This is a genomic window from Cognatiyoonia sediminum, assembly GCF_900129845.1.
Taxonomy (GTDB): domain Bacteria; phylum Pseudomonadota; class Alphaproteobacteria; order Rhodobacterales; family Rhodobacteraceae; genus Cognatiyoonia; species Cognatiyoonia sediminum.
In genome coordinates this window covers 169,798-193,125 of sequence record NZ_FQXB01000003.1, presented here as the reverse complement: position 1 = coordinate 193,125, position 23,328 = coordinate 169,798, and the positions used below count along the sequence as shown (strand labels likewise).

The window sequence follows — 23,328 nt, the reverse complement described above, 5'->3', positions numbered from 1 at the left end:
AGCACATTCGGGAGACGTGTCATGACATTCAAGCCAACAGAATATCTGCCCTACGATTTCGCCAACCGCCGCCACATCGGCCCATCCCCGGAAGAGATGGAAGAGATGTTGAAGGTCGTGGGCGCGGAAAGCTTGGACGCTTTGATCGATGACACGCTCCCGCCTGCTATTCGGCAGAAGGAGCCGCTTGATTTTGGAAAGGCCAAGTCAGAGCGGGAATTGCTGCACCACATGCGGGTGACAGCATCGAAGAACAAGGTGCTGACCTCGCTGATCGGGCAGGGGTACCATGGGACAGTGACGCCACCGGCGATCCAGCGGAACATCTTGGAAAACCCTGCCTGGTACACGGCCTATACGCCCTATCAGCCAGAGATTTCGCAGGGCCGTCTGGAAGCTTTGTTGAACTTCCAAACCATGGTGTGTGACTTGACGGGCTTGGAAATTGCCAACGCATCTTTGTTGGACGAGGCTACGGCCTGCGCCGAGGCGATGACCATGGCGCAGCGGGTGTCTAAGTCGAAGGTCAAAGCTTTCTTCGTCGATGAAAACTGCCATCCGCAGAACATCTCGGTCATGAAAACCCGTGCGGCGCCTTTGGGCATTGAGGTGATCGTTGGATCGCCTGATGATCTGGACGCAAGTGCCGTCTTTGGTGCGATTTTCCAATACCCGGGCACTTACGGGCAACTGCGTGATTTCACCGATGAGATTTCGAAACTGCATGAACATAAAGGGATCGGCATCATTTCCGCTGATCCGCTCTCTCTCACGCTGTTGAAAGAGCCGGGCGCGATGGGTGCCGATATTGCCGTGGGCAGCACGCAACGCTTTGGTGTGCCGATCGGATACGGTGGCCCGCACGCGGCATATATGGCGACGAAATCGAACTATGGCCGCAATATGCCGGGTCGGATTGTTGGTGTGTCCATTGATGCGCATGGCAACCGCGCCTATCGGTTGTCTTTGCAAACACGCGAACAGCACATCCGTCGTGAAAAGGCGACATCGAATGTCTGTACTGCTCAAGCTCTGTTGGCTGTGATGGCTGGTTTCTATGCGGTGTTCCACGGGCCGAAAGGGCTGCAGGCGATTGCGCAGCGTATTCACCGGAAGACGGCGCGTTTGGCTGAAGGGCTCTCACAAGCTGGTTTTGAAGTGCGCCCTAAGGCGTTCTTTGACACGATCACTGTAGAAGTTGGACCGCTGCAAAAGGCGGTGATGAAATCCGCTGTGGATGAGGGGATCAACCTGCGGGCCGTCGGTGAGACCAAGATCGGGATCACCTTGGATGAACGCACGCGCCCTGCGACTTTGGAAGCCGTCTGGCGGGCCTTTGGCATCGAGCGGGAAGACAAGGATTACACGCCGCATTACTCCATGCCCGAGAAACTGATCCGCAAGTCTGAATATCTGACGCATGAGATTTTCCACATGAACCGGTCAGAGACAGAGATGATGCGCTATATGCGTCGTCTTGCTGATCGTGATTTGGCGCTCGACCGTGCCATGATCCCGCTTGGGTCTTGTACGATGAAGCTGAACTCTGCTGCCGAGATGATGCCGGTGAGCTGGCGCGAGTTTTCTTTGCTGCACCCGTATGCGCCAGAAGATCAGGCGTTGGGTTATAAAGAGATGATCGATGATCTGTCATCGAAGCTTTGTGACATCACTGGCTATGACGCGATTTCGATGCAGCCGAACTCTGGCGCGCAGGGGGAATATGCGGGACTGTTGACGATTGCCTCCTACCATCGCGCCAACGGGCAAGGGCATCGGAATGTCTGTCTGATCCCGATGTCGGCGCATGGCACGAACCCAGCCTCTGCTCAGATGGTGGGTTGGAAGGTTGTTCCAATCAAATCGGCAGAGAATGGCGATATTGATCTGGAAGATTTCCGCGCGAAGACAGAACTGCACTCAGAGAACCTCGCAGGCTGTATGATCACCTATCCGTCGACCCACGGCGTATTTGAGGAAACCGTGACCGAGGTGACCAAGATCACCCATGATCATGGCGGTCAGGTCTATATCGATGGCGCGAACATGAACGCGATGGTGGGCCTGTCCCGCCCCGGTGATTTGGGCGGCGACGTCAGCCACCTGAACTTACACAAAACCTTTTGCATCCCTCATGGTGGCGGTGGCCCCGGCATGGGACCCATTGGCGTCAAAGAGCATCTGGTTGCGCATCTGCCGGGCGATCCGAATGGTGGGGAAGGGGCGGTCTCTGCTGCGGCCTTTGGCTCACCGTCTTTGCTGCCAATCAGCTGGGCCTATTGCCTGATGATGGGCGGCGAAGGTCTCACTCAAGCGACCCGTGTCGCGATCCTTAACGCGAACTACATCGCAAAGCGTTTGGAAGGCGCCTATGACATTATGTTCACGGGTCCAAAGGGTCGCATTGCGCATGAGTGCATTTTGGACACGCGCCCGTTCGCGGATAGTGCGCATGTGACGGTGGATGATATCGCTAAGCGTCTGATCGACAGCGGGTTCCACGCGCCAACGATGAGCTGGCCAGTAGCTGGGACTTTGATGGTTGAACCAACTGAGTCTGAAAGCAAAGCGGAGCTGGATCGTTTCTGTGACGCGATGCTCTCGATCCGTGCTGAGATCGCTGAGATCGAGGACGGTAAGATCGACGGCGAGAACAACGCGCTCAAGAACGCACCGCATACGGTCGAGGATCTTGTTGGCGATTGGGATCGCCCTTACACCCGCGAACAAGGCTGTTTCCCAGCCGGTGCCTTCCGCGTGGATAAGTACTGGCCTCCGGTCAATCGGGTCGACAACGTCTACGGCGACCGGAATTTGGTCTGTACTTGCCCACCGATGGAAGAGTATCTGGAGGCGGCTGAGTAGGGTTCGAATATCTGAAATTTAGGAACTGGCGCAGCAAGCTTGGTCCGAACAAGCTTGCTGTGGATGTCGAGGAACTCGGAAACGCAAAAGGTGCCGTTTTGCTAGCTGAGGTTCGCAAAGTCCAGCAAGGTCATGTTCGGATCCGCTGCGATTTCGACAAGGTCTTTCTCGTAGAGTTTGTTAAACCGCTCGCGACGTATGTCTCCGAACGGGTCAAACCCCGGATTTTCGGCCGATTTGGGGAAACGGCGATTCATTCGAAATACATCTGACCTGGTAACCTCTTGGGTTTCTGACAGTTTCTTTAGGCGCCGGATTGTCTTCTTGGAAAAGCCGCTTCGTTCCTTTTGAGCGTTTTCTTCGAACACCGAAGCGGGGAGACCCGTCAAAGCCGACAGTAGCGCCCGCTCATTTCCACGCAGGTCTTCGGCGCGATAAAGAACCAGGGGCACGTCTGGGAACATCGACGCCATTCGCTTTGCCAACCAATACCACTGTAGCTGCGGCGGGACCCGTTTCATAAAATGCTCGAATGTCTGGAACGGCGTAGATTTAAGCATTTCACAATAAAGCGAAGGGAGATAACCGACGAGGTTTCTAATTCCAAAAACGATAAGGTCGGGATGGTAATCGAGATAGTTGATCACCTTGCGCACACGAATTTCCATCATCGGATACAACCCGATTTTTGGTGATACAGCGTTTTGCACCAAGCCAGGTATGTTTTCGTCAAAAAGTATGGTCTGGGCAGCACCACGGCGAAACTCGCTAGCCGGCGCTGGTCTTGAAACGAACCCTCTGTGCAAGAGAGGTCTGGTGTAGCTATCCCTAAAGGAATTTAGCGGCTCAAATACAATTTGTGCGTCCTCCAACCGCCCGGCCGTTGCATCGAGCATACCCTGCAAATAGGTGGTGCCTGTTTTATGGGCTCCCAGCCATAATACCTGTTGAGCGCTTGAAAACTCAAATGGCATTTTGGCTCCTCTTTTGGTCTTGGGCAGAATGACAGCCGTGCCGCGCCCTAAATTGCTCGCGATTGCTAGGTAGCAAGTGTTTTAGCAATGGACCAGTACTCAATTGGTTTCAATGTTCTAAAGCGCTCAGACGCAAAAATTGAGGCGAGAAATGGTTCATGGGATAAATGTTCCTTGCGGGTACAAATCCGAATAATCGATCGATGAACTTGACCCTATTGCGATATGAATATAGCCGCGGCGTAGTGTCTCTTTATCGGAAATGACTTGCTGTTTCTCGGCAAAATAGTGGATCTTTAAAATGCATTTACCCAATCTCCTCATTGCTGGCGCTCAAAAGAGTGGGACCACTTGGTTGCACGTCGCACTATCGCAATCAAAACAAGTGTTTGGTTCGAAGCGGAAGGAGCTCAATTATTTCAATAAAGGACAGCTTGGCGACATCGACACCTATCGGTCTAATTTCCCCGACAAACGTGGAGTAAAGTACTATTTTGAAAGTACGCCGCATTATTTTCGCGCCATTAAGGGCAAGGTTGATATCGCTGAACGTGTTTCGAAGACCATCCCAGACGCGAAAATTATTGTGGTTTTGCGAGACCCGGTCGCACGATACGAGTCTGCATACATCCACCATATGATGCGCGGTCGCTTTCCCTACGAACCAATCATCGACAATTTCTCCGAGGACTTCGGCCTAATTCGTCTTGGTCAGTACGCAAAAAACCTAACCCATTGGCAGAAGAAGATGCCCGATATTGGCGTTTTCCTTTACGATGATTTGCTCGAAGACAAAGTAATCTTCGTTGATAGCATTATGTCTTACCTCGAAATAGAAAATGACATCAGGCCCGAGAAACTAGAGTTTCGGCGCAATGATAAATCCAAAAAGATCAAACGCGCCGGATGGGATCAGATGCCAAAAATGTCGCCTGAACTTCGTCAAAAATTATACGAGTATTTTCAGTCCGACATCGACGATCTTGAAGTTATGATTGATAGGGACCTAGGCGCTTGGCGTTTCGACAGCTAGGTTTTCTGGTAACCTGTGTTGGACGACAGATCAAACTTTTCCAAGAATCTGAATTTCTTGCTGAAGAGCGGTTTGACCAAATGTGGTTTGATATGTTGGTGGTTTAGCGAAATGCTCCGACAAGACGTAAAAAGAAATCAATCTTCTTCATCAGAACCCATCAATTCGTGATGATGCGCAATAGCTTCTTCGAGGTCTTCATAATAGAATAGTTGCCCATTTTCTAGAACGGCGCCGGTATCGCAAAGCTTCCTGACTTGACCCATTTGATGGGTAACTACAACAGCACCGGATTGCTTTAGACGATCCTTGAAAATGATCCTACTTTTCCGTTTGAAAATTGCGTCGCCCACGCTGGTCACTTCGTCTACCAGATAGGTATCGAAAGGAATTCCGATAGAAATCCCAAAAGCAAGTCGAGATTTCATTCCGGATGAGTAGTGTCGCACTGGTAAATGGAAATGCGCGCCCAGTTCGGCGAATTCTTCGGTGAATTCTAGGAGTTCATCCGTATCGACGCCATAAACGCGGGCAACAAATCTTGTATTCTGCGCACCCGTCAGGTCGCGGTGAAAACTACCTGCGAACCCAACCGGCCAGGAAATGGACCCTCGTATATCGATATTCCCACTGTCTGGTTTTAGTGATCCTCCGATCATGCCCATCAATGTCGATTTGCCCGCGCCATTGCGGCCCAACAATGCGACGGAGACGCCCGAAGGAAATGTAGCATTGATGTTGTCTGCCACGACTTTGGGGCCGCGCGGGGTCGCAAAACTCTTTGAGACGTTTTCGAGACGGATCATCGGAGATTCTAGCGCCTGTCCCGAAGAGCATAATATGCCAGCGAGCCGATTGACCAAATCAGGAAACTGAAGAGAGCTACTATAAAGATCATCAATAGGCGTTGGGGGAATTCGGATTTCTCTGCCATTGTTGGCTCGATGTAAGCCGCAAGATACCGGCTTTGTCGGTTTGCTTCCGCTCTGGCGCTGTCGAAGGCCGCAAGTGCCAACCCATAAGCTTGTTCTGCAAATTCTCGGTCAACCGCCAAACGTTCGAACTCAGCAATCGTTGTCGCGTATCCGCTGTCGTCGACTGCACTGCCAACACCGAATTTGCGACGTTCTTGCCGGATGCGCTCTTCGATGACTTCAACACGCTTTTCCGTTTGTACCAACCTTGGATCGCCTGCCCGAGTGGAAGAGGTCAGAAGGTCTAATTCAATGAGCGCCTCGGCCAGTTGCGCTTGCAAGGTGTTCACGAGACCGACTTGCCCTTGAATATCAGCTGAAGGATCGACAATTTCGTTCGCGATCCGAAAAGATGTCAAGGCTTCGCGGGCTCCTTTTAGTCGCTCGAGAGCGAGATCAAGATCTTCGCGTGCGTAACGCGTTGCATCTTCGCGGGCTATTGCGGAGAGATCGTTAATCATCGCGGAACTCTCTTCGAAGATGACTTGGGCAAGCGTTGTTGCATCTTCGGGATTGAACGCGAGGACCCTAAGTTCCATAAGACCGGAGCTTGCATCGTAGGACACCCTAACCATGCGTTGCCAATAGTCGGTCATTTCTTCGATGGTACTATCCGGATTTAGTCCGAAAATAGGGTCTGTTTCGTGGGGCGGAGAGTAGATCGACTTTAGATCAACACGCTCATCGACGGCCGCGACAAGTGGTTGGCTGCGGATAAATTCGTAAAGGATATCAGTATCAGTAGATGTGCTCCCGCTGAACGTCGAACCTAATCCTCCAAGTAGATCTGTCGCGCTGCTGACATCTTCTGACCGAACAGTAAACGCCACTGTAGATGCATATTGGTCCACAGCTTTAGTGTTGAGGTACCAAACAGCGGCAGCAATTGGCAAAACAACCAAAATGACAAAATAGAGCAATAAGCCCCAATGCCTGCCTTTCTTTCGGGACGGTCCGGCAATTGGCTTCGACTGTTTTGGCGCAGTGTTTTCCGCAGGTTTAGGTTGTGCAGGCGTCTTTGCCATATTGATCCTAGGTCATCTCAATTGTTGACGATCTGCTTGTGATTGGCCTGCAAGAACAGCAGTCCAAAGCAGATTAAAGTCAATGCTAGGCCAAAACAATACGTAAGCGAGACATAACTTGCTTCGTAGCTCGCATAGAATCCTGATCGGACCAATCCAGTTACGTGGAGGATTGGGTTCCACCATAGGATGGTTTGAACAAGGCCACCCATATCCTCATAGATAAAGAGCACGCCGGAAGCGATGAACATTGGTCGAGTAGCGATTTTCCAGATGATGCCCCAAACAGGGAAAAGCCCCACCAACAGGCAATTCATAACGCCCACGCCGAGCCCGACTAAGGCCGCGATTGAGATCCCCAAAAGAATTGGTGTTAACGATATTATTGTTGGCGTGTTCACGATCAATAGAACGCCCGTTATCACGATAGAAAAAACAGTCAGCAGTGTAAGAAAGTTGAGCACAAACCTAGCGAGGATCGCATCCAACCAAACCACTCTTGGGTAAGTAAGCATCGAGCGAGAGTATTTTATTGAGGTGCCAACCTTTTGCGACAGTTGAGTATACATGTCGTAGGGCAAATAACCGGTCGCGTAGAAAAGAATGAAGCTGGTGCCAAGTGAGGGAGTGCGAAAAAGAAGTGAAAAACCAAACGATAAGACGACAATCATTCCTATTGGTTGAAGAACCGCCCAAACATAACCGCCAGGTGAATTGCCATAGGTGGAGGACATTTCGCGTAGCACCAAAGCCATCACGCTACGTGGAGCTGCGAGTTCGGCAGTCTTAGTCAATTTGCGCCCTCTCTCAGAGTGGTTTCAGCTTATCGGGTATAGTGGCCAACATTCAGTGGAAAGTCCTTTAATTGTCAACGAGAAGTCTTCTAACGAACCCTATCTGAGTTCAAAAATGTCCCCAAACTAAAACACTTTGGTAAGGAGTCGTAGTGATAGGAACATTCCTTAAAAAATTGAACCAATCAAATGGTCGTTTGCTTTCGTATCCGGATTGATCTACTCATCCCCTTGAGGTTGAAAGGGGCGGTTGCACTATTGACCGTAACAGTACGTTTTTAGGAATCGATTTCCGCCTTTTACATTTGGAAAGCAACGAATGTCTGAAAGTTACGATCTGTCGGTTGTTATACCTGTCTACAATGCCGCAGATACACTTCGCACTCTAACAGAAGACTTTCTTTCGATCTCACATTTCTCAATTCAGGTTATACTTGTCGATGATGGTTCATCAGACGGAAGTGTTGATTTAGCCAATCAGTTTTCCGATGATCATGAGAACGTGGAGAGTATTGTTCAAGGCACAAATCAAGGAGCGGGAAAAGCGCGAAATGTAGGGTTTGAAAAAGCCGTCGGACGCTACACGATCTTTTTTGATGCGGATGATATTGTCCATACAGATGTGATTTGTGACGCCATTAATGGTTTGGACGAGGGCGGCGCTGACGTTGCGATGATGCCTTACTTCTATCGCCGGAGCCTTTCGTCGTCGCATGACGCGATGAACTTAAACGATAGCAAAGTATGGTCTGACATAATGGGTCGGGCGAAGCGAAAAACTGTCAAACTGGATGACGCCGCCTCACTGCTTGGGTTCTCTAACTATCCTTGGAACAAGGTCATTCGAACCAAGACCTTCCGGGAGGTTGGCCTTCGCTACGGATCAACTCCGGTTAATAATGATATTCTCGGTCATTGGTATAGTTTGCTGTTCGCCGACGATATTTTGCTGATCGACTCAGAAGTTTGTACTCATATTGTTGAGGCTTCAGGTTCAAATCTGACAAATCAGGCTTCACAGGTACGATTGACGCTGTTTGATGCGCTTGACGAAACCTACGATGTTTTGGACGCGAGACCTGAACTGCGGAGCAGGTATGCGCATCACTATTGGTCTTTCGTACATAGGACATCCCGGTGGGCATACGGGCGACTTGAGCCTCAGGTGAAGCCAGCTTTCAATGAAAGATACAAAAAACACCTAAATCGCATTGATCTGAGAGATTATTCGCGTATCAGGCGGCGAAGATCGCCTTCTTTGGCAGATAGTATTCTATCTTCTTTGCTTTATTGAAGGTTTCGCTGATGCCTGCTCTTTCCATCATTGTGACAAGCTACAATATCGAGAACTATATTGCTCAGTGCCTCGACAGCGTCGTCAACCAGACCTTGCGAGATTTGGAAGTTATCGTTGTAGATGATGGTTCAACGGATGGAACCCCTGATATTATCAGGGCTTATGCCGACAGAGATCCTCGTATCAAACCTATTTTGATGACGGAGAATTCAATCGGCGGTGTAGCGACGCCAGCCAATCTCGGCCTAGATGCGGCGACTGCGCCATACATTGGTTTTGCTGACGGCGATGACTATTGCGAACTTGATATGTTTGAAAAGCTGCTGAATGCAGCTGAAGCAGGCGATCATGACCTTGCGATGTGCAAATACAAATTGTTGGACGAAAGCACTGGCGAGCTTGCCGATCCTGCCGAGGTCAACCGTTGGAACGACCTTGATGAAAGGTCTTATGAGCTTGATGTCGAAGCCAAGCGAGATTTTTTACGGTTTATCGCGGTGCCCTGGCGGAAGATCTACAAACGCAGCATGATCGAAAGGGAGAAGATCCGTTTTCCGATAGGAGATTACTTTTACGAAGACAATCCTTTCCACTGGTTTAGCATCATTTCTGCAGAGTCGATCGCAGTTGTGCCAGAGGTCCTCTGCTTTCACCGAGTGACCAGAGCCGGACAGACTATGTCAACCGCTGACGAGCGCCTCTTTAAGATCTTCCTTCACCACAACACTATTCGCGACTGGCTTACCGAAAGAGAGATCGAGGAAGTCTATCGCGCCAACCTATTTGCTTGGGTGATGTCTCAAATGGAGTGGATTTCAGAACGGACACCGAAAGAGCTTCGCGAAACACTCTTTGATTGCCTGAGAGATATCTATAGCCAGTACGACGCTGCAGATATTGAAGCTGCGCTCGTAGCCGGCAAGAAGGGGCTGAGAGCCAAGAAACTCTCCGACAGTTTGGCAAAAAATAACTTAGCTAAGTTCAATCAGTTCCTTGATGGGCGAACCAGATCCAACAACCCGTTTATGGATGGCCTGTATCACTTGCGCTATTCCGGAGTTAGGCACACGGCGGGATTGGCGTCTCAATATGTAGGGCGTCGCGTTTCCGGGATGGGAAATCTGACCGGCCGTCGTAATGCATCGGAATTTAAGTTGGACGATGTCATGTTTTCTCTCGCGGTCTTACAAGCGCAGATCAAGCAAATTGAAGAGAAACTGGACACCTTAGTAGAAAAGCAGGAAAAAGATTGATGTCTAAATCGCCGGTGATCGTAGGCGCGGGGTTTTCCGGTGCTGTCATAGCGCGGGAATTTGCTGAAGCTGGTCATGATGTGCGAGTTATTGAGGCGCGGTCGCATGTTGCAGGGAATTGCTATACCGAACGGGACGCTGAAACGGGTGTTCTACTTCATGTCTATGGACCACATATCTTCCACACAGCAAACGAGGATATTTGGAACTACGTGACGCGATGGGGCAGTTTCATGCCGTACAGCCATCGGGTCCAAACGACGGTCGGTGAGAAAGTCTTTTCGTTGCCAATCAACCTCCTTACAATCAACCAATTCTTCAACAAAGCCTTTCGGCCGGATGAAGCACGTGCTTTCGTGGCTGAGCAGGCCGATGGAACAATAATTGATCCGCAAAGTTTTGAAGACCAAGCTTTGTCTATGGTTGGCCCCGATTTGTACGAGGCTTTCTTTAAGGGTTATACTGAGAAGCAATGGGGCTGCAGCCCGACGGAACTCCCTGCTTCTATTTTGAAGCGCCTACCTCTGCGTTTCAACTACGATGACAGCTATTTCAACCACCCATTCCAAGGGATACCTGAACACGGTTATACGCCAATCGTTGAGTCTATTTTGGATCATCCTCGCATTGATGTGCAGCTGAACACGGTATTTGATCCGAAAGATACCGATGACGCGCATGTTTTTTGGTCCGGACCGTTGGACGGTTACTTCGACCATAAACTTGGTCGTTTAGGGTATCGCACCTTGGATTTTCATCACTTCCGCGAAGAAGGTGATTGGCAGGGCACCCCTGTGATGAACTACGGGTTAAGAGATGTTCCTTATACTCGCATCACCGAACACAAGCACTTTGCGCCTTGGGAGGAACACGAGAAAACTCTGTGCACGCGAGAGTATTCTCGGGAGTGTGGTCCTGATGACATTCCGTACTATCCTATTCGGTTGGTCGATGAAAAAGCGATGCTGTCGGAGTATGTCGATCTTGCACGAGCGACCGAAAATGTCACTTTCATCGGGCGATTAGGCACCTATCGGTATTTGGATATGGATGTTTGTATCAAAGAAGCATTGGATGTAGCTGAAACCTACCTGACGGCACACTCAGAAGGCAGACCAATCCCAACTTTTGTACACGACCCGCTTTGAGCACTGACTTGCAGGAAAAGCTGGTTGCGGTCGTTGTTAGTTTCAATCGGCTGGAGCAACTCAAAAAGACGGTCTCTGAGCTTAAGGATCAAGGCGTCGACCACATCCTCGTGGTCGATAATGCCTCTACAGATGGCTCGATAGAATGGCTTGAAACACAGACGGAGCTTACACTCGCGCTGATGGAAGAAAACCGCGGCGGGGCAGGTGGTTTTGAGTTTGGGATGCGCATGGCAATGCGCGACCTTTCGCCTGATTGGCTTCTTTTGATGGATGAAGATGCGCGGCCAAAGCCTGGCGCTATCGCGTTTTTTCGAGCGATGCAGAAAACCAACCTAGATCTGATCGGGGCGGCAGTTACTTATCCGAGTGGAGAGATCTGCGAAATGAACCGGCCCGTCTACAACCCCTTTGGTTCGTTTTCTGCGTTTTTCGGTACCATGTTTAAAGGTCGCCGCGGCTTTCATTCGCCCGATGAGGATTACCAATCCAAAGGTACTTTGCCTGTTGATGGGGTGTCTTTTGTTGGTTTGTTCATCCGAGCAAAAGCGGTTGCCGAGGATGGGTATCCAGATGGCCGTTTGTTCATCTACGGAGACGATACGCTCTATACTCTTGGTCTAAACAAGAAGGGTAGATCCGTTGGGTTTGCACCCGAGATAGGATTTGAACACGATTGTGGGACGATCGCGTCAGCTGGCGTCTTCATGCCGCTATGGAAAAACTACTACCGGTTCAGAAACCTTAGTTTTGTCTACAGATTAGCGGCAGGACCTATCTTATTTTGGCCGGTCTTGGCATTGATGTCAGTCAGATGGTCAATGTGGAGCCGTTCGCTGCCGCATGACCAAAGATATGTCTATAGGAAAATTAGACGCTTGGCGATCTCTGATGCGGTGCGGAAGAACACATCGAGAGATCACGACGAGATAGTTCTTTTGGGGAATCCAAAATAGTTCTCGTTTTCGTGCAGAGAGTTATCAAAAATGCTCAGCTCTCAGGATCTTCAGTTCAGGGTTGTGCTTGCGAGCTGCGAGGCTCGACATGAAATGGCAACAAGTAGGCCTCTTTTATTGATCTGAATGGACAAAGCGTTTCGTCGAAACTAACCTACCTTTAAATTTCTAGGCGATCTGGCCAAAGATCTACGGAGCACGGAAAAATTTGTAACTCGCGCTTTGATTGAGGATTGATGGCTACCTATGCAGCGACTGTTTGGGTTCAAAATATGTTTCAATACTTGGCTTCATTACCTCGAGGCGTAAAGCGAGCCATACTGTTGATGATTGATTGTGCTTTGGTGCCGATCAGCATGTATTGGGCGTTTTCACTGCGATTTGGCGTGCAGGTTGAAACACAGCAACTGCAAGATTCAATCCCATTGTTTGTTTTGGTCTTGCTCGCATCTCTCCCCATTTTTAGCCTCACCAAGCTCAATCGTATCAAGCTCATTGCCTTTGAAGTTCAAGATATCGGGCGTGGCGTGGTGGCGGCGATGTGCCTGACTGTCGTGGCGATCGTTGTCAGTTACCTCCTTCGCCTGGATGGTCCTCGGTCTATGCCATTGATCTTCGGAACGGTCTTTTTGACGCTTCACATACTGGTCCGTATTCTCGCGCGTTCTTTGCTCATGTACATCTCGGGTCGAGATAGCGAACGCGTCCCTGTGGCAATTTACGGCGCTGGTTCTGCGGGCGTTCAGCTTATGGCCGCGTTGCGCCAAGATTTTGAGATGCGCCCGGTGCTGTTCGTCGATGACAACGTAACGCTTCAAAGCATGACGATTGCGGGCCTCCCGGTTTATTCAGCGGAAAAGCTCGCCGTCATGGTGCGCAATAAACGCGTGCAGCGTGTTTTGTTGGCGATGCCGTCGGCCACTGAAGGGGTCAGGCGTCAGAAGATCAAAGAGCTCTCCAAACTGGATTGTGAAGTTTACGCGCTTCCATCTTACAGCGAACTGATCGGCGAAAGCGGGATTGTCGATAAACTGCAACCGGTCGATGCTGACATGCTTTTGGCCCGAGACAAAGTTGATTTGGATACGCCTGAAATCGCTCGAACCTATGCTGGGCGCAGCATTTTGGTCACTGGGGCAGGTGGGTCGATCGGATCAGAACTTTGCAATCAGATCATAAGATGTAACCCACACCGGTTGGTTCTGTTCGAACATAGCGAATTTGCACTCTATTCCATCGAAAGAGAACTTGCAGCGACCGCGAAGCAATTGGGCGTCGAGCTGATTGCGAGATTGGGTTCGGTCTGTGATCGGATGACGGTTGATGAGGTTCTTGCCGAATCCAATGTCGATATTGTGTTGCACGCGGCAGCTTACAAACATGTCCCCTTGATCGAAACGAATGAGGTTGTCGGGACATTCAACAATGTCGTCGGTACTCAAACCGTTGCGGAAGCCGCGGCCGCTGCCGAGGTTGAGCGTTTCATTCTGGTGTCTACAGATAAAGCGGTGCGGCCAACGAATGTGATGGGCGCGACGAAGCGATTGGCGGAGCTGGTCGTGCAGGATCTTCAAACAAGAACGCCAGAATCCAAATTTGCTATGGTGCGGTTTGGTAATGTATTGGGGTCATCCGGTTCGGTTATCCCGCTGTTCCAGAAACAGATTGCCGAAGGCGGCCCGATCACGCTGACCCATGACAATATCTCGCGCTATTTTATGACCATTCCAGAAGCGGCGCGGCTTGTCCTTTTGGCGGGCGCTTACGCGACTGGTGGAGATGTTTTCGTGCTCGATATGGGTAAAGCCGTATCAATCAAAGAGCTGGCGAAAAGGATGATCGAGCTGTCAGGCCTTACGATCAAGGACGACAACAATCCGAATGGACAAATCGAGATTGAAATCGTCGGGTTGCGACCCGGTGAAAAAATGCACGAAGAGCTTCTGATCGGGGACAATGCGCTTCCCACGCCACACGAAAAAATCCTGCGCGCAGAGGAGGCATCGGTGTCCCAACTTGAGATGGCGAGAATCCTCAAAGATCTCCAGAAGGCCAGCGAGACAGCTTCGGCCAATGCCATTCGGGGGATTTTGGAACAATATGTCGAAGGGTTTGAAGCCAAACCTGCGACAACTGGAAGCGCACCTCACTAAGCCACTGCTTTGACACCCTTGAGTTGAGAAGGTATTGGAATTCAAAGTGACCTTAGGTCATTTCGAAACGATCTTTGTCTTATGAACTAGGGTATTGGCTGATATATGAACCGTTTTGTTGAACTGATCCTGTGCTTGGTATCATTGATCATTTTGGTTCCCATTATGATCGCCCTTATGGCGCTGGTATTCATTGAAGACAGACATTCGCCAATCTTAAAGCAGGTGCGAGTCGGCAAAGGGCAGGTGCCATTTACCTGCTACAAAATCAGAACAATGTCGGTCGATACTGCGGAAGTCGCCTCTCACGAAGCCTCCGCCAATCAGATCACGAAAATCGGTGGATTTCTTCGAAAAACCGGACTCGACGAACTGCCGCAGATTTTCAACGTCCTGATGGGCCAGATGAGCTTTGTTGGCCCACGCCCAAACCTCCCGTCTCAGACCGCATTGATTGCTGCACGGGATGCTCACAAAGTCTATGATGTCTCGCCCGGAATTACAGGTCTCGCACAGGTGCAAGGTGTCGATATGTCAGTGCCTGAGAAACTCGCATTGATTGACCGAGAATACGTGCAAGGCAGGTCTTTCAAACTCGACTGTTCGATTATCTGGGCGACAATCCGCGGCAAGGGTGTCGGAGACGCCATCAAGGCCTGATTGGCATACTAGCCTGCTGACACAGTTTCCTTTTCGGTCCACAGTGGTTTCCAGCAATTGATTTGAGTTGGCATGTCCCAAACTGAAAAGAAACGCATCCTTGTTACCGGCGCGACCGGTTTCGTGGGCAAGCATTTATGTGAGCACTTGGAAGGCTGCGGACATACCGTTGTGCGAATAGGGCGGAGCGGGACGCCAAGCATCGATCTGGCGAGAGAGAATATTCCAAACGATCTTTTGAAAGACGTCGATGTGGTCGTACATCTCGCGGCATCGAAAGCAGGCAGCACCGTCGATCCGAAAGGTGAGCAGACCAAAGACATTGCGGCACGGGTTGCTGTCAGCGTGAACCGATCAGAGGTGAAACGCCTTATCCATTTGAGTTCTATCGCCGCCAGATTGGCGGAAGAAAATGACCGATCGAAACGGCCCTATGGCGTGCAGAAATTAGCAGCGGAACACGCGTTGGCCGATGGATTGAACAACTGCCAGATCGTCACCTTGCGACCGCCTGTGATCTATGGGGAGGGGGCTACTGGACCTTTTGGCACCTTGCTCAAGTTCGTACAACGCGGTCTGCCCTTGCCGCTCGCGAATGCGAGCGAGCCGCGTACCTACCTTTCCATCGTAAACCTATGTGCCCTTCTTTCACAAATGGTCGAAGCCGGAGATCCCGTTTGGAAGAAAGCTGATGGTCTAATATTCGAACCAAATGATGGTCGGAAAGTCGGCACACGGGATCTTGCCGAAATGCTGGGGAAATCGATGGAAATTGAAACAAGGGTGTTTTGGCTGCCGCAATCGATAATAAGATCATTGGGTTTGATAACCGGAAAGGGTGATCAGGTCGCTGCCGTATTTGGACCCTTGCAGTGTCGCGAAGAACCCTCTCTAGAGGAGTATTTTGGATGGGAGCCTTCTGAACAGATGCCAGAGAGTTTGAAGGTTTTTGGGTTGTAACGTCTTTGATTCAAAGGGATGTATAGATGCCCGACCTAGAAATGTTTTTGGTGCCAGAAGGCTGAGCGCAAATGTCGAATTATGTTCTGCCAAATCTGAAGTGGATCACGGACGTCCGAGCGACACTTGTGGAACGCATTGTTCTATCCCTTGATCATCTGATTTTTGAGGCCAATCCAAAGCAGTATCGGGGCGCTTTGGATAGAGAAACTCTTCAAAGGACGTTGGTTGGGCCAGGTGACTTCCCGAGTGCTAGCATCTTTGCTGCGAATTCTGCGCTGATAGAAGCGGCTCTCTCAAATGCGGCATCGCAATTTGACGATCGCCTAGAGCAGTTGGAACGGATTTCGGCAACGACTGGAGGTGCACCGCAATCTCTGAACGTAATAGCGTTTTCTGACATCGCTTTGGACCCCGACGAACTTGTTCTGTTGCAAAGAGCTTACGCCGATGATGTGGGGCTGACAGTTTCTTTAGTGGCGCCATCGGAGGAGGAGGTTTCTCAAGCGACAGCCCAGATACAAGATGCATTGGATTTGATAGGTTCGTCGTCAATGCCGTGGAAGCAAGAGATATTAGCTCTGGCCCCTCAGATATATTTAGCGTCACCTTCGGCAGTCGCCACGCGGACTTTTGGCGGCGCAGCAGTTTTTGATGCTTTTGGTTCAGTATTAATGAACCCGGATCAGTTTGAATCGACCGAGCAGATCGCCCTTAGCTTGGTTCATGAAACATCTCATTTGCAAATGTTCCTCTTCCATTTGGACGATCCTGTTGTTCTAAACGATGAAAAGGCTGCATATTCATCACCCCTGCGGCAACAACCTCGTCCGATGGAAGGCATTTTCCATGCGATGTGGGTCTCGGCACGAATGGTGGCTGCGGGGATCGACATTTTGGACGGAAACAGTTCAAAGCTCGATAGAGAAAAGTTGCAGAGCATAATTGATGACTCTGCAAACGCCTATCGAGATTGTGCTGTCACAGTATCCAAGGAAGGAAAACTATCGCTTCTAGGTGAGGAGTTGTTTGCTTCAGCGGATTCGATCGTCAATGGATGAGATTTCTGAAGTTCACATTGGCCAACGCATACTTGAGCATGCGGGGTCGTACCCGGACGCTCCTTGCGTTGAGTTCGAAGGACGAGTGACAACAAGGTTCGAGTTTGTAGCACGAGCTTCGACTCTGAGGAAGCTCTTACTTAGGTTTGGGATAGCAAAGGGAGACACGGTAGCCATCCTTTGCACAACGGCAGGAAGAGGGTTGGAATGCGCCCTTGCCCTTTGGGATTTGAGAGCTCGGGTCGTCTTCCTAGATCCGAGGCAGTCGGCCGCGGACATGAGCGCTATTTGTGACGCGGCGCAGGTCAAATTCAAGTTTAGCGATCTGCCCACATTTCAGCGCCGATCCGATTTTGAAGCGATCCCGCGAGATATTGCGCCCTCGGAGACCCTCTTGTCATTCTCTGCTTGTCGGCCAGAAGACGACGCGATTGTGTTCACGTCTTCGGGTACAACAGGGGTCCCCAAGGTTCGTGGCGTTACGCATAGCCGGCTGGCTGTCGGTATAGCAAACTTGGAAACGACGATCGGATTGGGGGCGGAACTCTCATTGTTTCGTCTGATGATTGGGAACCTTTCTTTTAGTGCAATGTCCTTTGCTTGGATACGTTGGCTTTTTCTGGGAGCGCCGATCATCGATCTGTTTTCCTTTTATCTGACTAAGGACGTTTACAAAAACCTTTCTCGTGAAGATTTGGGGGTGGCCAGTCTATCACCTGCAGCCCTGCGAGAGTTAATCAACTACCATGTGGTGGATTTGAAATCTCGGATCGAACCTGCATTTCCACATTTGAAACAGCTAAGAACAGTCGGCGGACCCGTTTCTGGTAGGGATCTCAGGCGTGCTTTTGAAATTTTGACACCGAATATCGAATCCTCTTATTCACTGAGTGGTATCGGACCAATCTCTCGACTTTCTGGCGGTGAAGCTTTACAAAAAGGTGGTTCCGTCGGTCGCCCATTCGATAGCATTGTCGTTCGCATCATTGGGCCGAACGGTCAGGCCACACCTGCAGGAGGTATTGGACATGTCTTTGCAAAAAATACATTGCACCCAAACGCGGTTGAAATCGAAACGGGAGATCTAGGGTACATAGACGAAGACGGTTTCCTTTTTCTAACAGGCAGAACCGAACAAAACGCGATACGTCATTCAATAAACATTAATCTAGCCGATCTCGAGTCCGACATTCGATCTCTCCAGGGCATTTCAGATTGCATCGCTTTCGCTATCGCTGATCCTGAAACTGGTGACGACGTCGTATTCCTAGCTGTGGAAAGCGAGATTAGTAGAACTGTTGTCCGAACGTTGATTAGAAGGTCCTTGTCGAGCTACCGTCGCCCAGATCGTATATATGTCAGGCGAAAGTTACCGCGGAACGCTGCTGAAAAAATCAGTCTACGCGAACTCAAAGCTCTAGTTGAAGTTAGTGGAGATACCTTTGTCAGTTTCTAAGATTGAATTGGCCGAGATGGTGAAGCTATTTGAGAAACTTTTTCCAGGGGAAGTCGTCGAAGCTGAGAGTGATTTCTTTGACTTAGGCGGAGATTCCCTTGCTTTGGTGGCATTGTGTGCTGAACTAGAGGAAAGTTTGGGCCGTGATGTACACCCTTCAATAGTGTTGAACCATCCGACAGTTCAAGAGCTAGCGGCGGCGCTAATAGAAAGCTCCGACAAAAATTCTTCGTAGTTTTCCCAACCCTTTCGAATATTTTTTGGGGTAAAATATCTTGCGTGCTTTGCGGGTAAAACAACACGCCTAAACTTAGAGAACTTGCAGGAAGCCTCGTATTCAGCGTCTCTCGATGGATCGCAGAACGGGTCATATCGAAGATCTTCATCGCCGTAGATCAAGAGCGCTGGAAGACCGAGCGCAGGCAAGAGCAAACTACAGTTAATGAGGTATAACGCGGGTATTTTTGCACCCGATTCCTTTAAATCTGCACAAATGAGCGAAAGAAGCTTGTTCCCTTCGCAAGCTGTGCCGATGCGTAGATTGGTGAAGTCAACTTCCTTTTTGATATACAAAAGTGCATGCCGAGAGAGTTCTTCCGCGCCCTTCGATCTGGCCTCGAATTCGGAAAACATAAGTGTTGTCGATCTAGTAAAGACTATAGGCTGGTCGGGCCCAAGAAACTTCGCGAGAGCCTCGGCTGTACGCGCGGAGTTAAAAATCCAAAATATTGGATGTTTTTCGCCTGATTCATTTGAAATACGAACAATTCCGCGCGGATCGAGGGCACGTCCTGGCCAAGTTTGCATCAACTTTTCTTGCAAATGGATGGTGCTTCGTTTTAGCATTTTTCACCACTCATTTTGGTGGGGATTCAACGGAAAGGTACTTAAATGAACGTCGACGTAAAGAAACTTCTTATCTTGTCAGGTTCAAAGGCGGCAAGTTCGTCAAAAGTTGGCGAAGCACCAGTCGCACCGGCAAAGAAATAAGAACGTTGCTCGGTCACCTGTATGACCGAAGATAAGCAGTGATTGGACATTTCTAGCCGCCAATAACAATGTGCTTGTGGCGCTTTCTGGTCCGACGGTTTGTTCGATGGTCGGACCATTTTTTCTAAGCTACGTTAAGCGAATGGTGTCAAATTCATTTGGCTGATTTGTTGTAATTGTCAATATTTAGCATAATCTTCATTACACGAAATGAAGGTTGCGTGTTTGTCAGATTAATCCGAATTATCTAGAGATAAGCAATATGGCTTGTCACCTAAATTCATATCAACTTACTACATTTACTCCCGCAAGTCCGCAATCACCACACCATCGCGCGGCAGGTCGCCGGGCGATACAAACTCAATATCCGCGCGCAGCTTGAACACTTCTCTGATCGACGCTGCATAGTCTGCGCCATTTGGTTGAGCGGCTTCGATCTTCACCAGCATCGCGTCGCTTTTGCCATCATGTGTGACTTCCACACGCGCGCGGTCGATCTCGGGATGCCGGTCAACAAAGCGCGCCACCTGTTCAGGCCGCACGAACATACCCTTGATCTTCGCCGCCTGATCCGCGCGTCCCCGCCATCCGACGATCCGCATATTGGTCCGCCCGCACGGGCTTTGTCCCGGCATCACGGCAGACAGATCGCCCGTGCCAAACCGGATCAACGGGTAATCTGGGTTGAGCGCTGTTACGACAACCTCACCAACCTCACCTTCCGCCACAGGTGTGCCCGTCCCCGGTGTCACGATCTCAACGATCGCCGTTTCTTCGACGACCATCCCCTCCATCGTGGGCGTCTCATAAGCGATGTGCCCTACGTCGGCGGTGCCATAGCACTGCAGGCATGTGATGCCGCGATCCGCATAGGCTTGTCTCACTTGCGGGAAGAGCGGACCGCCTGACACGGCGGCCTTGGTGATTTTCGAGAGGTCCACACTCATCGCGTCGGCCTTCTCAAGGATCGCACCCAGATAGTCCGGCGTCCCTGCATAGGCGGTCACGCCCAAGGCCGCCGCTGCCTCGACTTGCAGTTCGGTTTGCCCGACCCCTGCGGGAAAGACCTTGGCACCCACGCCCATAGCTGCGCTTTCAAACATCGCGCCTGCTGGGGTGAAATGGTAAGAAAACGTGTTCTGGACAACGTCATCCGCGCCGATGCCAACGGCATGAAGAAACCGGCTAAACCGCCACCAATCCGTACTGGACCCGCCCGGTTCATAGATCGGCCCGGGCGATTGGAACAACCGTGTGATGTTTTGCGTCGGGATGTCGCCAAGCGGTGGCGTATCTTTTTGCCACGCGCCCAGCTCAGATTTGCGAAGGACGGGTAATTTCGACAAATCCGTCAGTGATTGAAGTTTGCCGACATCCGGCAAGCAACTGTTTGCAGCCTTCGCAACCATTTCGAGTTGCGCATTCAACGCGCTTAGTTGCGCCGCCTCCCGCGCATCAGCTGAACGAGTTTCGAGATCATCAAAATAGGTCAACTCAGCCACCTTTTACGTCTGCGATAGCTGCGCACGTCACGGAAGGATTTGCGGCCCTCATCCGACATGCCCAAATAAAACTCCTTCACATCAGGGTTTTCGCGCAGCTCTGCCGCAGGGCCTTCCATCACAACGCGACCGCTTTCCAAAATATAGCCGTGGTGCGCGAACCTCAGCGCGACGTTGGTGTTCTGCTCTGCCAAAAGGAACGACACGCCTTCCTTTTCGTTGAGGTTCTTCACGATACCGAAAATCTCTTCCACCAGCTGCGGGGCTAATCCCATGGACGGTTCATCCAGAAGGATCGTCTCTGGCCGTGACATCAAGGCGCGACCAATCGCGCACATCTGCTGCTCCCCGCCAGAGGTATAGCCGGCCTGAGATTTGCGACGCTCCTTCAGACGTGGGAAATAATTATAGACCATCTCCAAATCCGCAGCGGCGCCACCATCACGGCGCGTGTAGGCCCCGGTCATCAGGTTTTCTTCGATGGTCAAGTGTTCAAAACAGTGACGGCCCTCCATCACCTGAATAACGCCCTTTTTCACCAACTCGGAGGGGGAGCTGTCTGCGACAGGCTCTCCACGATATTCAATCGATCCCTTCGTAACCTCGCCGCGTTCAGAGTGCAGCAGGTTTGAGATCGCTTTCAGGGTTGTGGTCTTCCCTGCCCCGTTGCCACCCAGCAATGCGGTGATCCCGCCCTTGGGCACGGTCAAGGACACGCCCTTTAGAACCAAGATGACGTGATTATAGATCACCTCGATGTTGTTGACCTCCAAAAGGGTCTCAACTGACTGTTCGCCACTATCCAACATTGAATTCGCTCTTCATCATCTTGGCCAATAAACTCAAAAACGGGCGGCCCAGCATAGGGCCGCCCGCAAAGCTCCTAGGAGCAGCCAGGCTCGATGCCGTTCTCAGCCGCAAACGCAGCAGAATCTTCGGCGATCAGAGGACCGGTGACGCTATCGTCGGGTGCGATGTAGTCGGTCAGAGCAACCCAGTTTCCTGCTGCCGCATCCCACTGTTGAACGATACCAAGGCCGGACCCGCCGTGATCCGCACAGCTGACAGAGAACGCAGGGCCAACGCCCGCCATGCCCAGTTCAGCCATCCGCTCTTCCGTGATTTCCAGCGCTTCCATGCCGTCACGCATCATCGCTGGCGTGATCTCTGCCACGCCATGGATTTCCTGCGCTTTTGCCACAGCTTCCGCTGCCAGCATCGCCGCATACATGCCGCGTGTATAAAGCACCGAACCAAGGTTCGATCCGTCACCCGCTGCGTTGCCTGCATCGTGAACAAGTGTCTTGATGTCATCAAACACTGCCAGATCACCCACGCGGTTCATGTTCAGCGACTTATAGCCATCAGCTGCCATACCAGCAGGTGTCACGTCATGCTCTGCACCAGACCACCAGTTGCCGATGAAGTTCTCCATCGGGAAACCAATGTTCGCGGCTTCTTGAACAGCAACCTGGTTCATCACGCCCCAGCCCCACATCAGAACATAGTCTGGGCGTTCACGACGGATTTGCAGCCACTGTGACTTCTGTTCCTGACCTGGGTGGTCTACAGCGATCTGTGTGAAGTCAAACCCGTGCATCTCGGACAGCGCTTCCAATGTGCGGATCGGCTCCTTGCCATATGCGGAGTTGTGATAGACCAGCGCGATGGTTTTGCCGTCCAGCGATCCTCCGTTCTCATCCAACAGGTAGTTCACAGCCACAGAGGCGGCATCCCAGTAGTTCGCAGGATAGTTGAATACGTTGCGGAAAATCTCACCGTTCGCAGCGGACGTCCGGCCATAGCCCATCGTGTGCAGTGGGATGTTGTCCGCTGTCACTTTGGGGATCAGCTGATAGGTGATGCCGGTGGAGAGCGGTTGATAGATCAACGCGCCTTCGCCTTTGGTGGCCTCATAGCATTCAACGCCTTTTTCGGTGTTATAGCCGGTCTCACATTCCACAATGCGGAAAGGCACACCGCCGACGCCGCCGTCACGAGCGTTAAGCATGTTGAAGTAGTCCTGATAGCCGTCAGACACAGGCGTGCCACCCGCAGCATACGGACCCGTCCGATACGACAGATCAGGGATCACAAGATCCGCTGCGGCAGAGCCAGCAACCAATGCGCTGGAAAGGGCCAATGCGGCCAAAGTTTTAATTTTCATCGGGTTTCTCCTCCCTTGGTTCGTCCGATTGATTAAAGCCGGGTTCATCCCGGTCGTATC

The 23,328-nt window shown here is 50.9% G+C and carries 20 protein-coding genes; 12 read left to right on the top strand and 8 right to left on the bottom strand.

The features are described 5' to 3' along the window. The first annotated feature begins 21 nt into the window (after positions 1-21). The gene (gcvP, locus tag BUA85_RS11385) at positions 22-2,865 is read left to right on the top strand and encodes an aminomethyl-transferring glycine dehydrogenase (RefSeq protein ID WP_072901199.1); all 2,844 of its coding nucleotides are present in this window, start codon (positions 22-24) and stop codon (positions 2,863-2,865) included. A gap of 101 nt (positions 2,866-2,966) precedes the next feature. On the opposite strand, the gene BUA85_RS11380 is transcribed toward gcvP, so the two are convergent. Continuing rightward, complete coding sequence (locus tag BUA85_RS11380; protein WP_165611610.1) at positions 2,967-3,536, bottom strand: hypothetical protein; 570 nt, start codon at positions 3,534-3,536, stop codon at positions 2,967-2,969. 604 nt (positions 3,537-4,140) lie between these two features. On the opposite strand from BUA85_RS11380, the gene BUA85_RS11375 reads away from it, so the two are divergent. Beyond that, entirely contained in the window at positions 4,141-4,872 is a 732-nt protein-coding gene (locus BUA85_RS11375) for a sulfotransferase family protein (protein ID WP_072901195.1), read from the top strand. Between the two features lie 137 nt (positions 4,873-5,009). Here BUA85_RS11375 and BUA85_RS11370 read toward each other — a convergent pair whose 3' ends face one another. Genes BUA85_RS11370 through BUA85_RS11360 form a run of 3 tightly spaced genes read right to left on the bottom strand, consistent with a single transcriptional unit; the run spans position 5,010 to position 7,665 of the window. Then, on the bottom strand, positions 5,010-5,678 hold the full coding sequence (locus BUA85_RS11370; RefSeq protein WP_072901193.1) for an ABC transporter ATP-binding protein: 669 nt from the start codon (positions 5,676-5,678) through the stop codon (positions 5,010-5,012). An 8-nt stretch (positions 5,679-5,686) separates the two neighbouring features. Further along, positions 5,687-6,871: a KpsE/RkpR family capsule polysaccharide export protein gene (locus BUA85_RS11365; RefSeq protein WP_072901191.1), complete on the bottom strand. Its 1,185-nt coding sequence runs from the start codon at positions 6,869-6,871 to the stop codon at positions 5,687-5,689. Between the two features lie 17 nt (positions 6,872-6,888). Further along, positions 6,889-7,665, bottom strand: coding sequence for an ABC transporter permease (locus BUA85_RS11360; RefSeq protein WP_242649052.1), 777 nt, complete (start codon positions 7,663-7,665; stop codon positions 6,889-6,891). A gap of 319 nt (positions 7,666-7,984) precedes the next feature. Here BUA85_RS11360 and BUA85_RS11355 point away from each other — a divergent pair, with 319 nt between their 5' ends. The 10 genes from BUA85_RS11355 (at position 7,985) to BUA85_RS17100 (ending at position 18,844) form a co-directional block, all read left to right on the top strand. After that, complete coding sequence (locus BUA85_RS11355) at positions 7,985-8,959, top strand: glycosyltransferase family 2 protein (RefSeq protein WP_072901189.1); 975 nt, start codon at positions 7,985-7,987, stop codon at positions 8,957-8,959. Between the two features lie 11 nt (positions 8,960-8,970). After that, complete coding sequence (locus BUA85_RS11350; protein ID WP_131802799.1) at positions 8,971-10,215, top strand: glycosyltransferase family 2 protein; 1,245 nt, start codon at positions 8,971-8,973, stop codon at positions 10,213-10,215. After that, positions 10,215-11,363, top strand: a complete 1,149-nt coding sequence (gene glf, locus BUA85_RS11345) for a UDP-galactopyranose mutase (RefSeq protein WP_072901185.1) — start codon at positions 10,215-10,217, stop codon at positions 11,361-11,363. The genes BUA85_RS11350 and glf overlap by 1 nt, the downstream gene beginning before the upstream one ends. Next, entirely contained in the window at positions 11,360-12,319 is a 960-nt protein-coding gene (locus BUA85_RS11340; RefSeq protein WP_072901183.1) for a glycosyltransferase, read from the top strand. The genes glf and BUA85_RS11340 overlap by 4 nt, the downstream gene beginning before the upstream one ends. A gap of 326 nt (positions 12,320-12,645) precedes the next feature. After that, positions 12,646-14,472: a polysaccharide biosynthesis protein gene (locus BUA85_RS11335; protein ID WP_242649064.1), complete on the top strand. Its 1,827-nt coding sequence runs from the start codon at positions 12,646-12,648 to the stop codon at positions 14,470-14,472. 105 nt (positions 14,473-14,577) lie between these two features. Then, positions 14,578-15,132: a sugar transferase gene (locus BUA85_RS11330; protein ID WP_072901181.1), complete on the top strand. Its 555-nt coding sequence runs from the start codon at positions 14,578-14,580 to the stop codon at positions 15,130-15,132. Positions 15,133-15,204: 72 nt separating this feature from the next. Then, a complete protein-coding gene (locus tag BUA85_RS11325; RefSeq protein WP_072901179.1) occupies positions 15,205-16,092 on the top strand; it encodes an NAD-dependent epimerase/dehydratase family protein in 888 nt (295 codons plus the stop codon). Between the two features lie 71 nt (positions 16,093-16,163). Further along, entirely contained in the window at positions 16,164-17,153 is a 990-nt protein-coding gene (locus BUA85_RS11320; protein ID WP_072901177.1) for an aKG-HExxH-type peptide beta-hydroxylase, read from the top strand. Beyond that, a complete protein-coding gene (locus BUA85_RS11315; RefSeq protein ID WP_072901175.1) occupies positions 17,146-18,609 on the top strand; it encodes a class I adenylate-forming enzyme family protein in 1,464 nt (487 codons plus the stop codon). The genes BUA85_RS11320 and BUA85_RS11315 overlap by 8 nt, the downstream gene beginning before the upstream one ends. 16 nt (positions 18,610-18,625) lie before the next feature. After that, positions 18,626-18,844, top strand: coding sequence for a phosphopantetheine-binding protein (locus tag BUA85_RS17100; protein ID WP_072901173.1), 219 nt, complete (start codon positions 18,626-18,628; stop codon positions 18,842-18,844). Here BUA85_RS17100 and BUA85_RS11305 read toward each other — a convergent pair. The 4 genes from BUA85_RS11305 to BUA85_RS11290 all read right to left on the bottom strand — a co-directional run bounded on the left by BUA85_RS11305 (position 18,793) and on the right by BUA85_RS11290 (position 23,268). Continuing rightward, positions 18,793-19,455 carry a hypothetical protein gene (locus BUA85_RS11305; protein ID WP_072901171.1) on the bottom strand — a complete coding sequence of 221 codons (663 nt, stop codon included), beginning with the start codon at positions 19,453-19,455 and terminating at the stop codon, positions 18,793-18,795. The two genes, BUA85_RS17100 and BUA85_RS11305, sit on opposite strands and share 52 nt — an antisense overlap. A gap of 443 nt (positions 19,456-19,898) precedes the next feature. After that, the gene (locus BUA85_RS11300) at positions 19,899-21,092 is read right to left on the bottom strand and encodes a phenylacetate--CoA ligase family protein (protein ID WP_072901492.1); all 1,194 of its coding nucleotides are present in this window, start codon (positions 21,090-21,092) and stop codon (positions 19,899-19,901) included. Further along, positions 21,089-21,910 carry an ABC transporter ATP-binding protein gene (locus tag BUA85_RS11295; RefSeq protein WP_072901169.1) on the bottom strand — a complete coding sequence of 274 codons (822 nt, stop codon included), beginning with the start codon at positions 21,908-21,910 and terminating at the stop codon, positions 21,089-21,091. The genes BUA85_RS11300 and BUA85_RS11295 overlap by 4 nt, the downstream gene beginning before the upstream one ends. Positions 21,911-21,984: 74 nt before the next feature. Beyond that, the gene (locus tag BUA85_RS11290; RefSeq protein WP_072901168.1) at positions 21,985-23,268 is read right to left on the bottom strand and encodes an ABC transporter substrate-binding protein; all 1,284 of its coding nucleotides are present in this window, start codon (positions 23,266-23,268) and stop codon (positions 21,985-21,987) included. Positions 23,269-23,328: the final 60 nt, after the last annotated feature.

Excerpts from the sequence above, each read along its gene's own strand:
- gcvP (WP_072901199.1), top strand. The coding sequence starts at position 22 with ATGACATTCAAGCCAACAGAATATCTGCCCTACGATTTCGCCAACCGC.
- BUA85_RS11380 (WP_165611610.1), bottom strand. The coding sequence starts at position 3,536 with ATGATGGAAATTCGTGTGCGCAAGGTGATCAACTATCTCGATTACCAT.
- BUA85_RS11375 (WP_072901195.1), top strand. The coding sequence starts at position 4,141 with ATGCATTTACCCAATCTCCTCATTGCTGGCGCTCAAAAGAGTGGGACC.
- BUA85_RS11370 (WP_072901193.1), bottom strand. The coding sequence starts at position 5,678 with ATGATCCGTCTCGAAAACGTCTCAAAGAGTTTTGCGACCCCGCGCGGC.
- BUA85_RS11365 (WP_072901191.1), bottom strand. The coding sequence starts at position 6,871 with ATGGCAAAGACGCCTGCACAACCTAAACCTGCGGAAAACACTGCGCCA.
- BUA85_RS11355 (WP_072901189.1), top strand. The coding sequence starts at position 7,985 with ATGTCTGAAAGTTACGATCTGTCGGTTGTTATACCTGTCTACAATGCC.
- BUA85_RS11350 (WP_131802799.1), top strand. The coding sequence starts at position 8,971 with ATGCCTGCTCTTTCCATCATTGTGACAAGCTACAATATCGAGAACTAT.
- glf (WP_072901185.1), top strand. The coding sequence starts at position 10,215 with ATGTCTAAATCGCCGGTGATCGTAGGCGCGGGGTTTTCCGGTGCTGTC.
- BUA85_RS11335 (WP_242649064.1), top strand. The coding sequence starts at position 12,646 with ATGATTGATTGTGCTTTGGTGCCGATCAGCATGTATTGGGCGTTTTCA.
- BUA85_RS11330 (WP_072901181.1), top strand. The coding sequence starts at position 14,578 with ATGAACCGTTTTGTTGAACTGATCCTGTGCTTGGTATCATTGATCATT.
- BUA85_RS11325 (WP_072901179.1), top strand. The coding sequence starts at position 15,205 with ATGTCCCAAACTGAAAAGAAACGCATCCTTGTTACCGGCGCGACCGGT.
- BUA85_RS11320 (WP_072901177.1), top strand. The coding sequence starts at position 16,164 with ATGTCGAATTATGTTCTGCCAAATCTGAAGTGGATCACGGACGTCCGA.
- BUA85_RS11315 (WP_072901175.1), top strand. The coding sequence starts at position 17,146 with ATGGATGAGATTTCTGAAGTTCACATTGGCCAACGCATACTTGAGCAT.
- BUA85_RS17100 (WP_072901173.1), top strand. The coding sequence starts at position 18,626 with ATGGTGAAGCTATTTGAGAAACTTTTTCCAGGGGAAGTCGTCGAAGCT.
- BUA85_RS11305 (WP_072901171.1), bottom strand. The coding sequence starts at position 19,455 with ATGCTAAAACGAAGCACCATCCATTTGCAAGAAAAGTTGATGCAAACT.
- BUA85_RS11295 (WP_072901169.1), bottom strand. The coding sequence starts at position 21,910 with ATGTTGGATAGTGGCGAACAGTCAGTTGAGACCCTTTTGGAGGTCAAC.
- BUA85_RS11290 (WP_072901168.1), bottom strand. The coding sequence starts at position 23,268 with ATGAAAATTAAAACTTTGGCCGCATTGGCCCTTTCCAGCGCATTGGTT.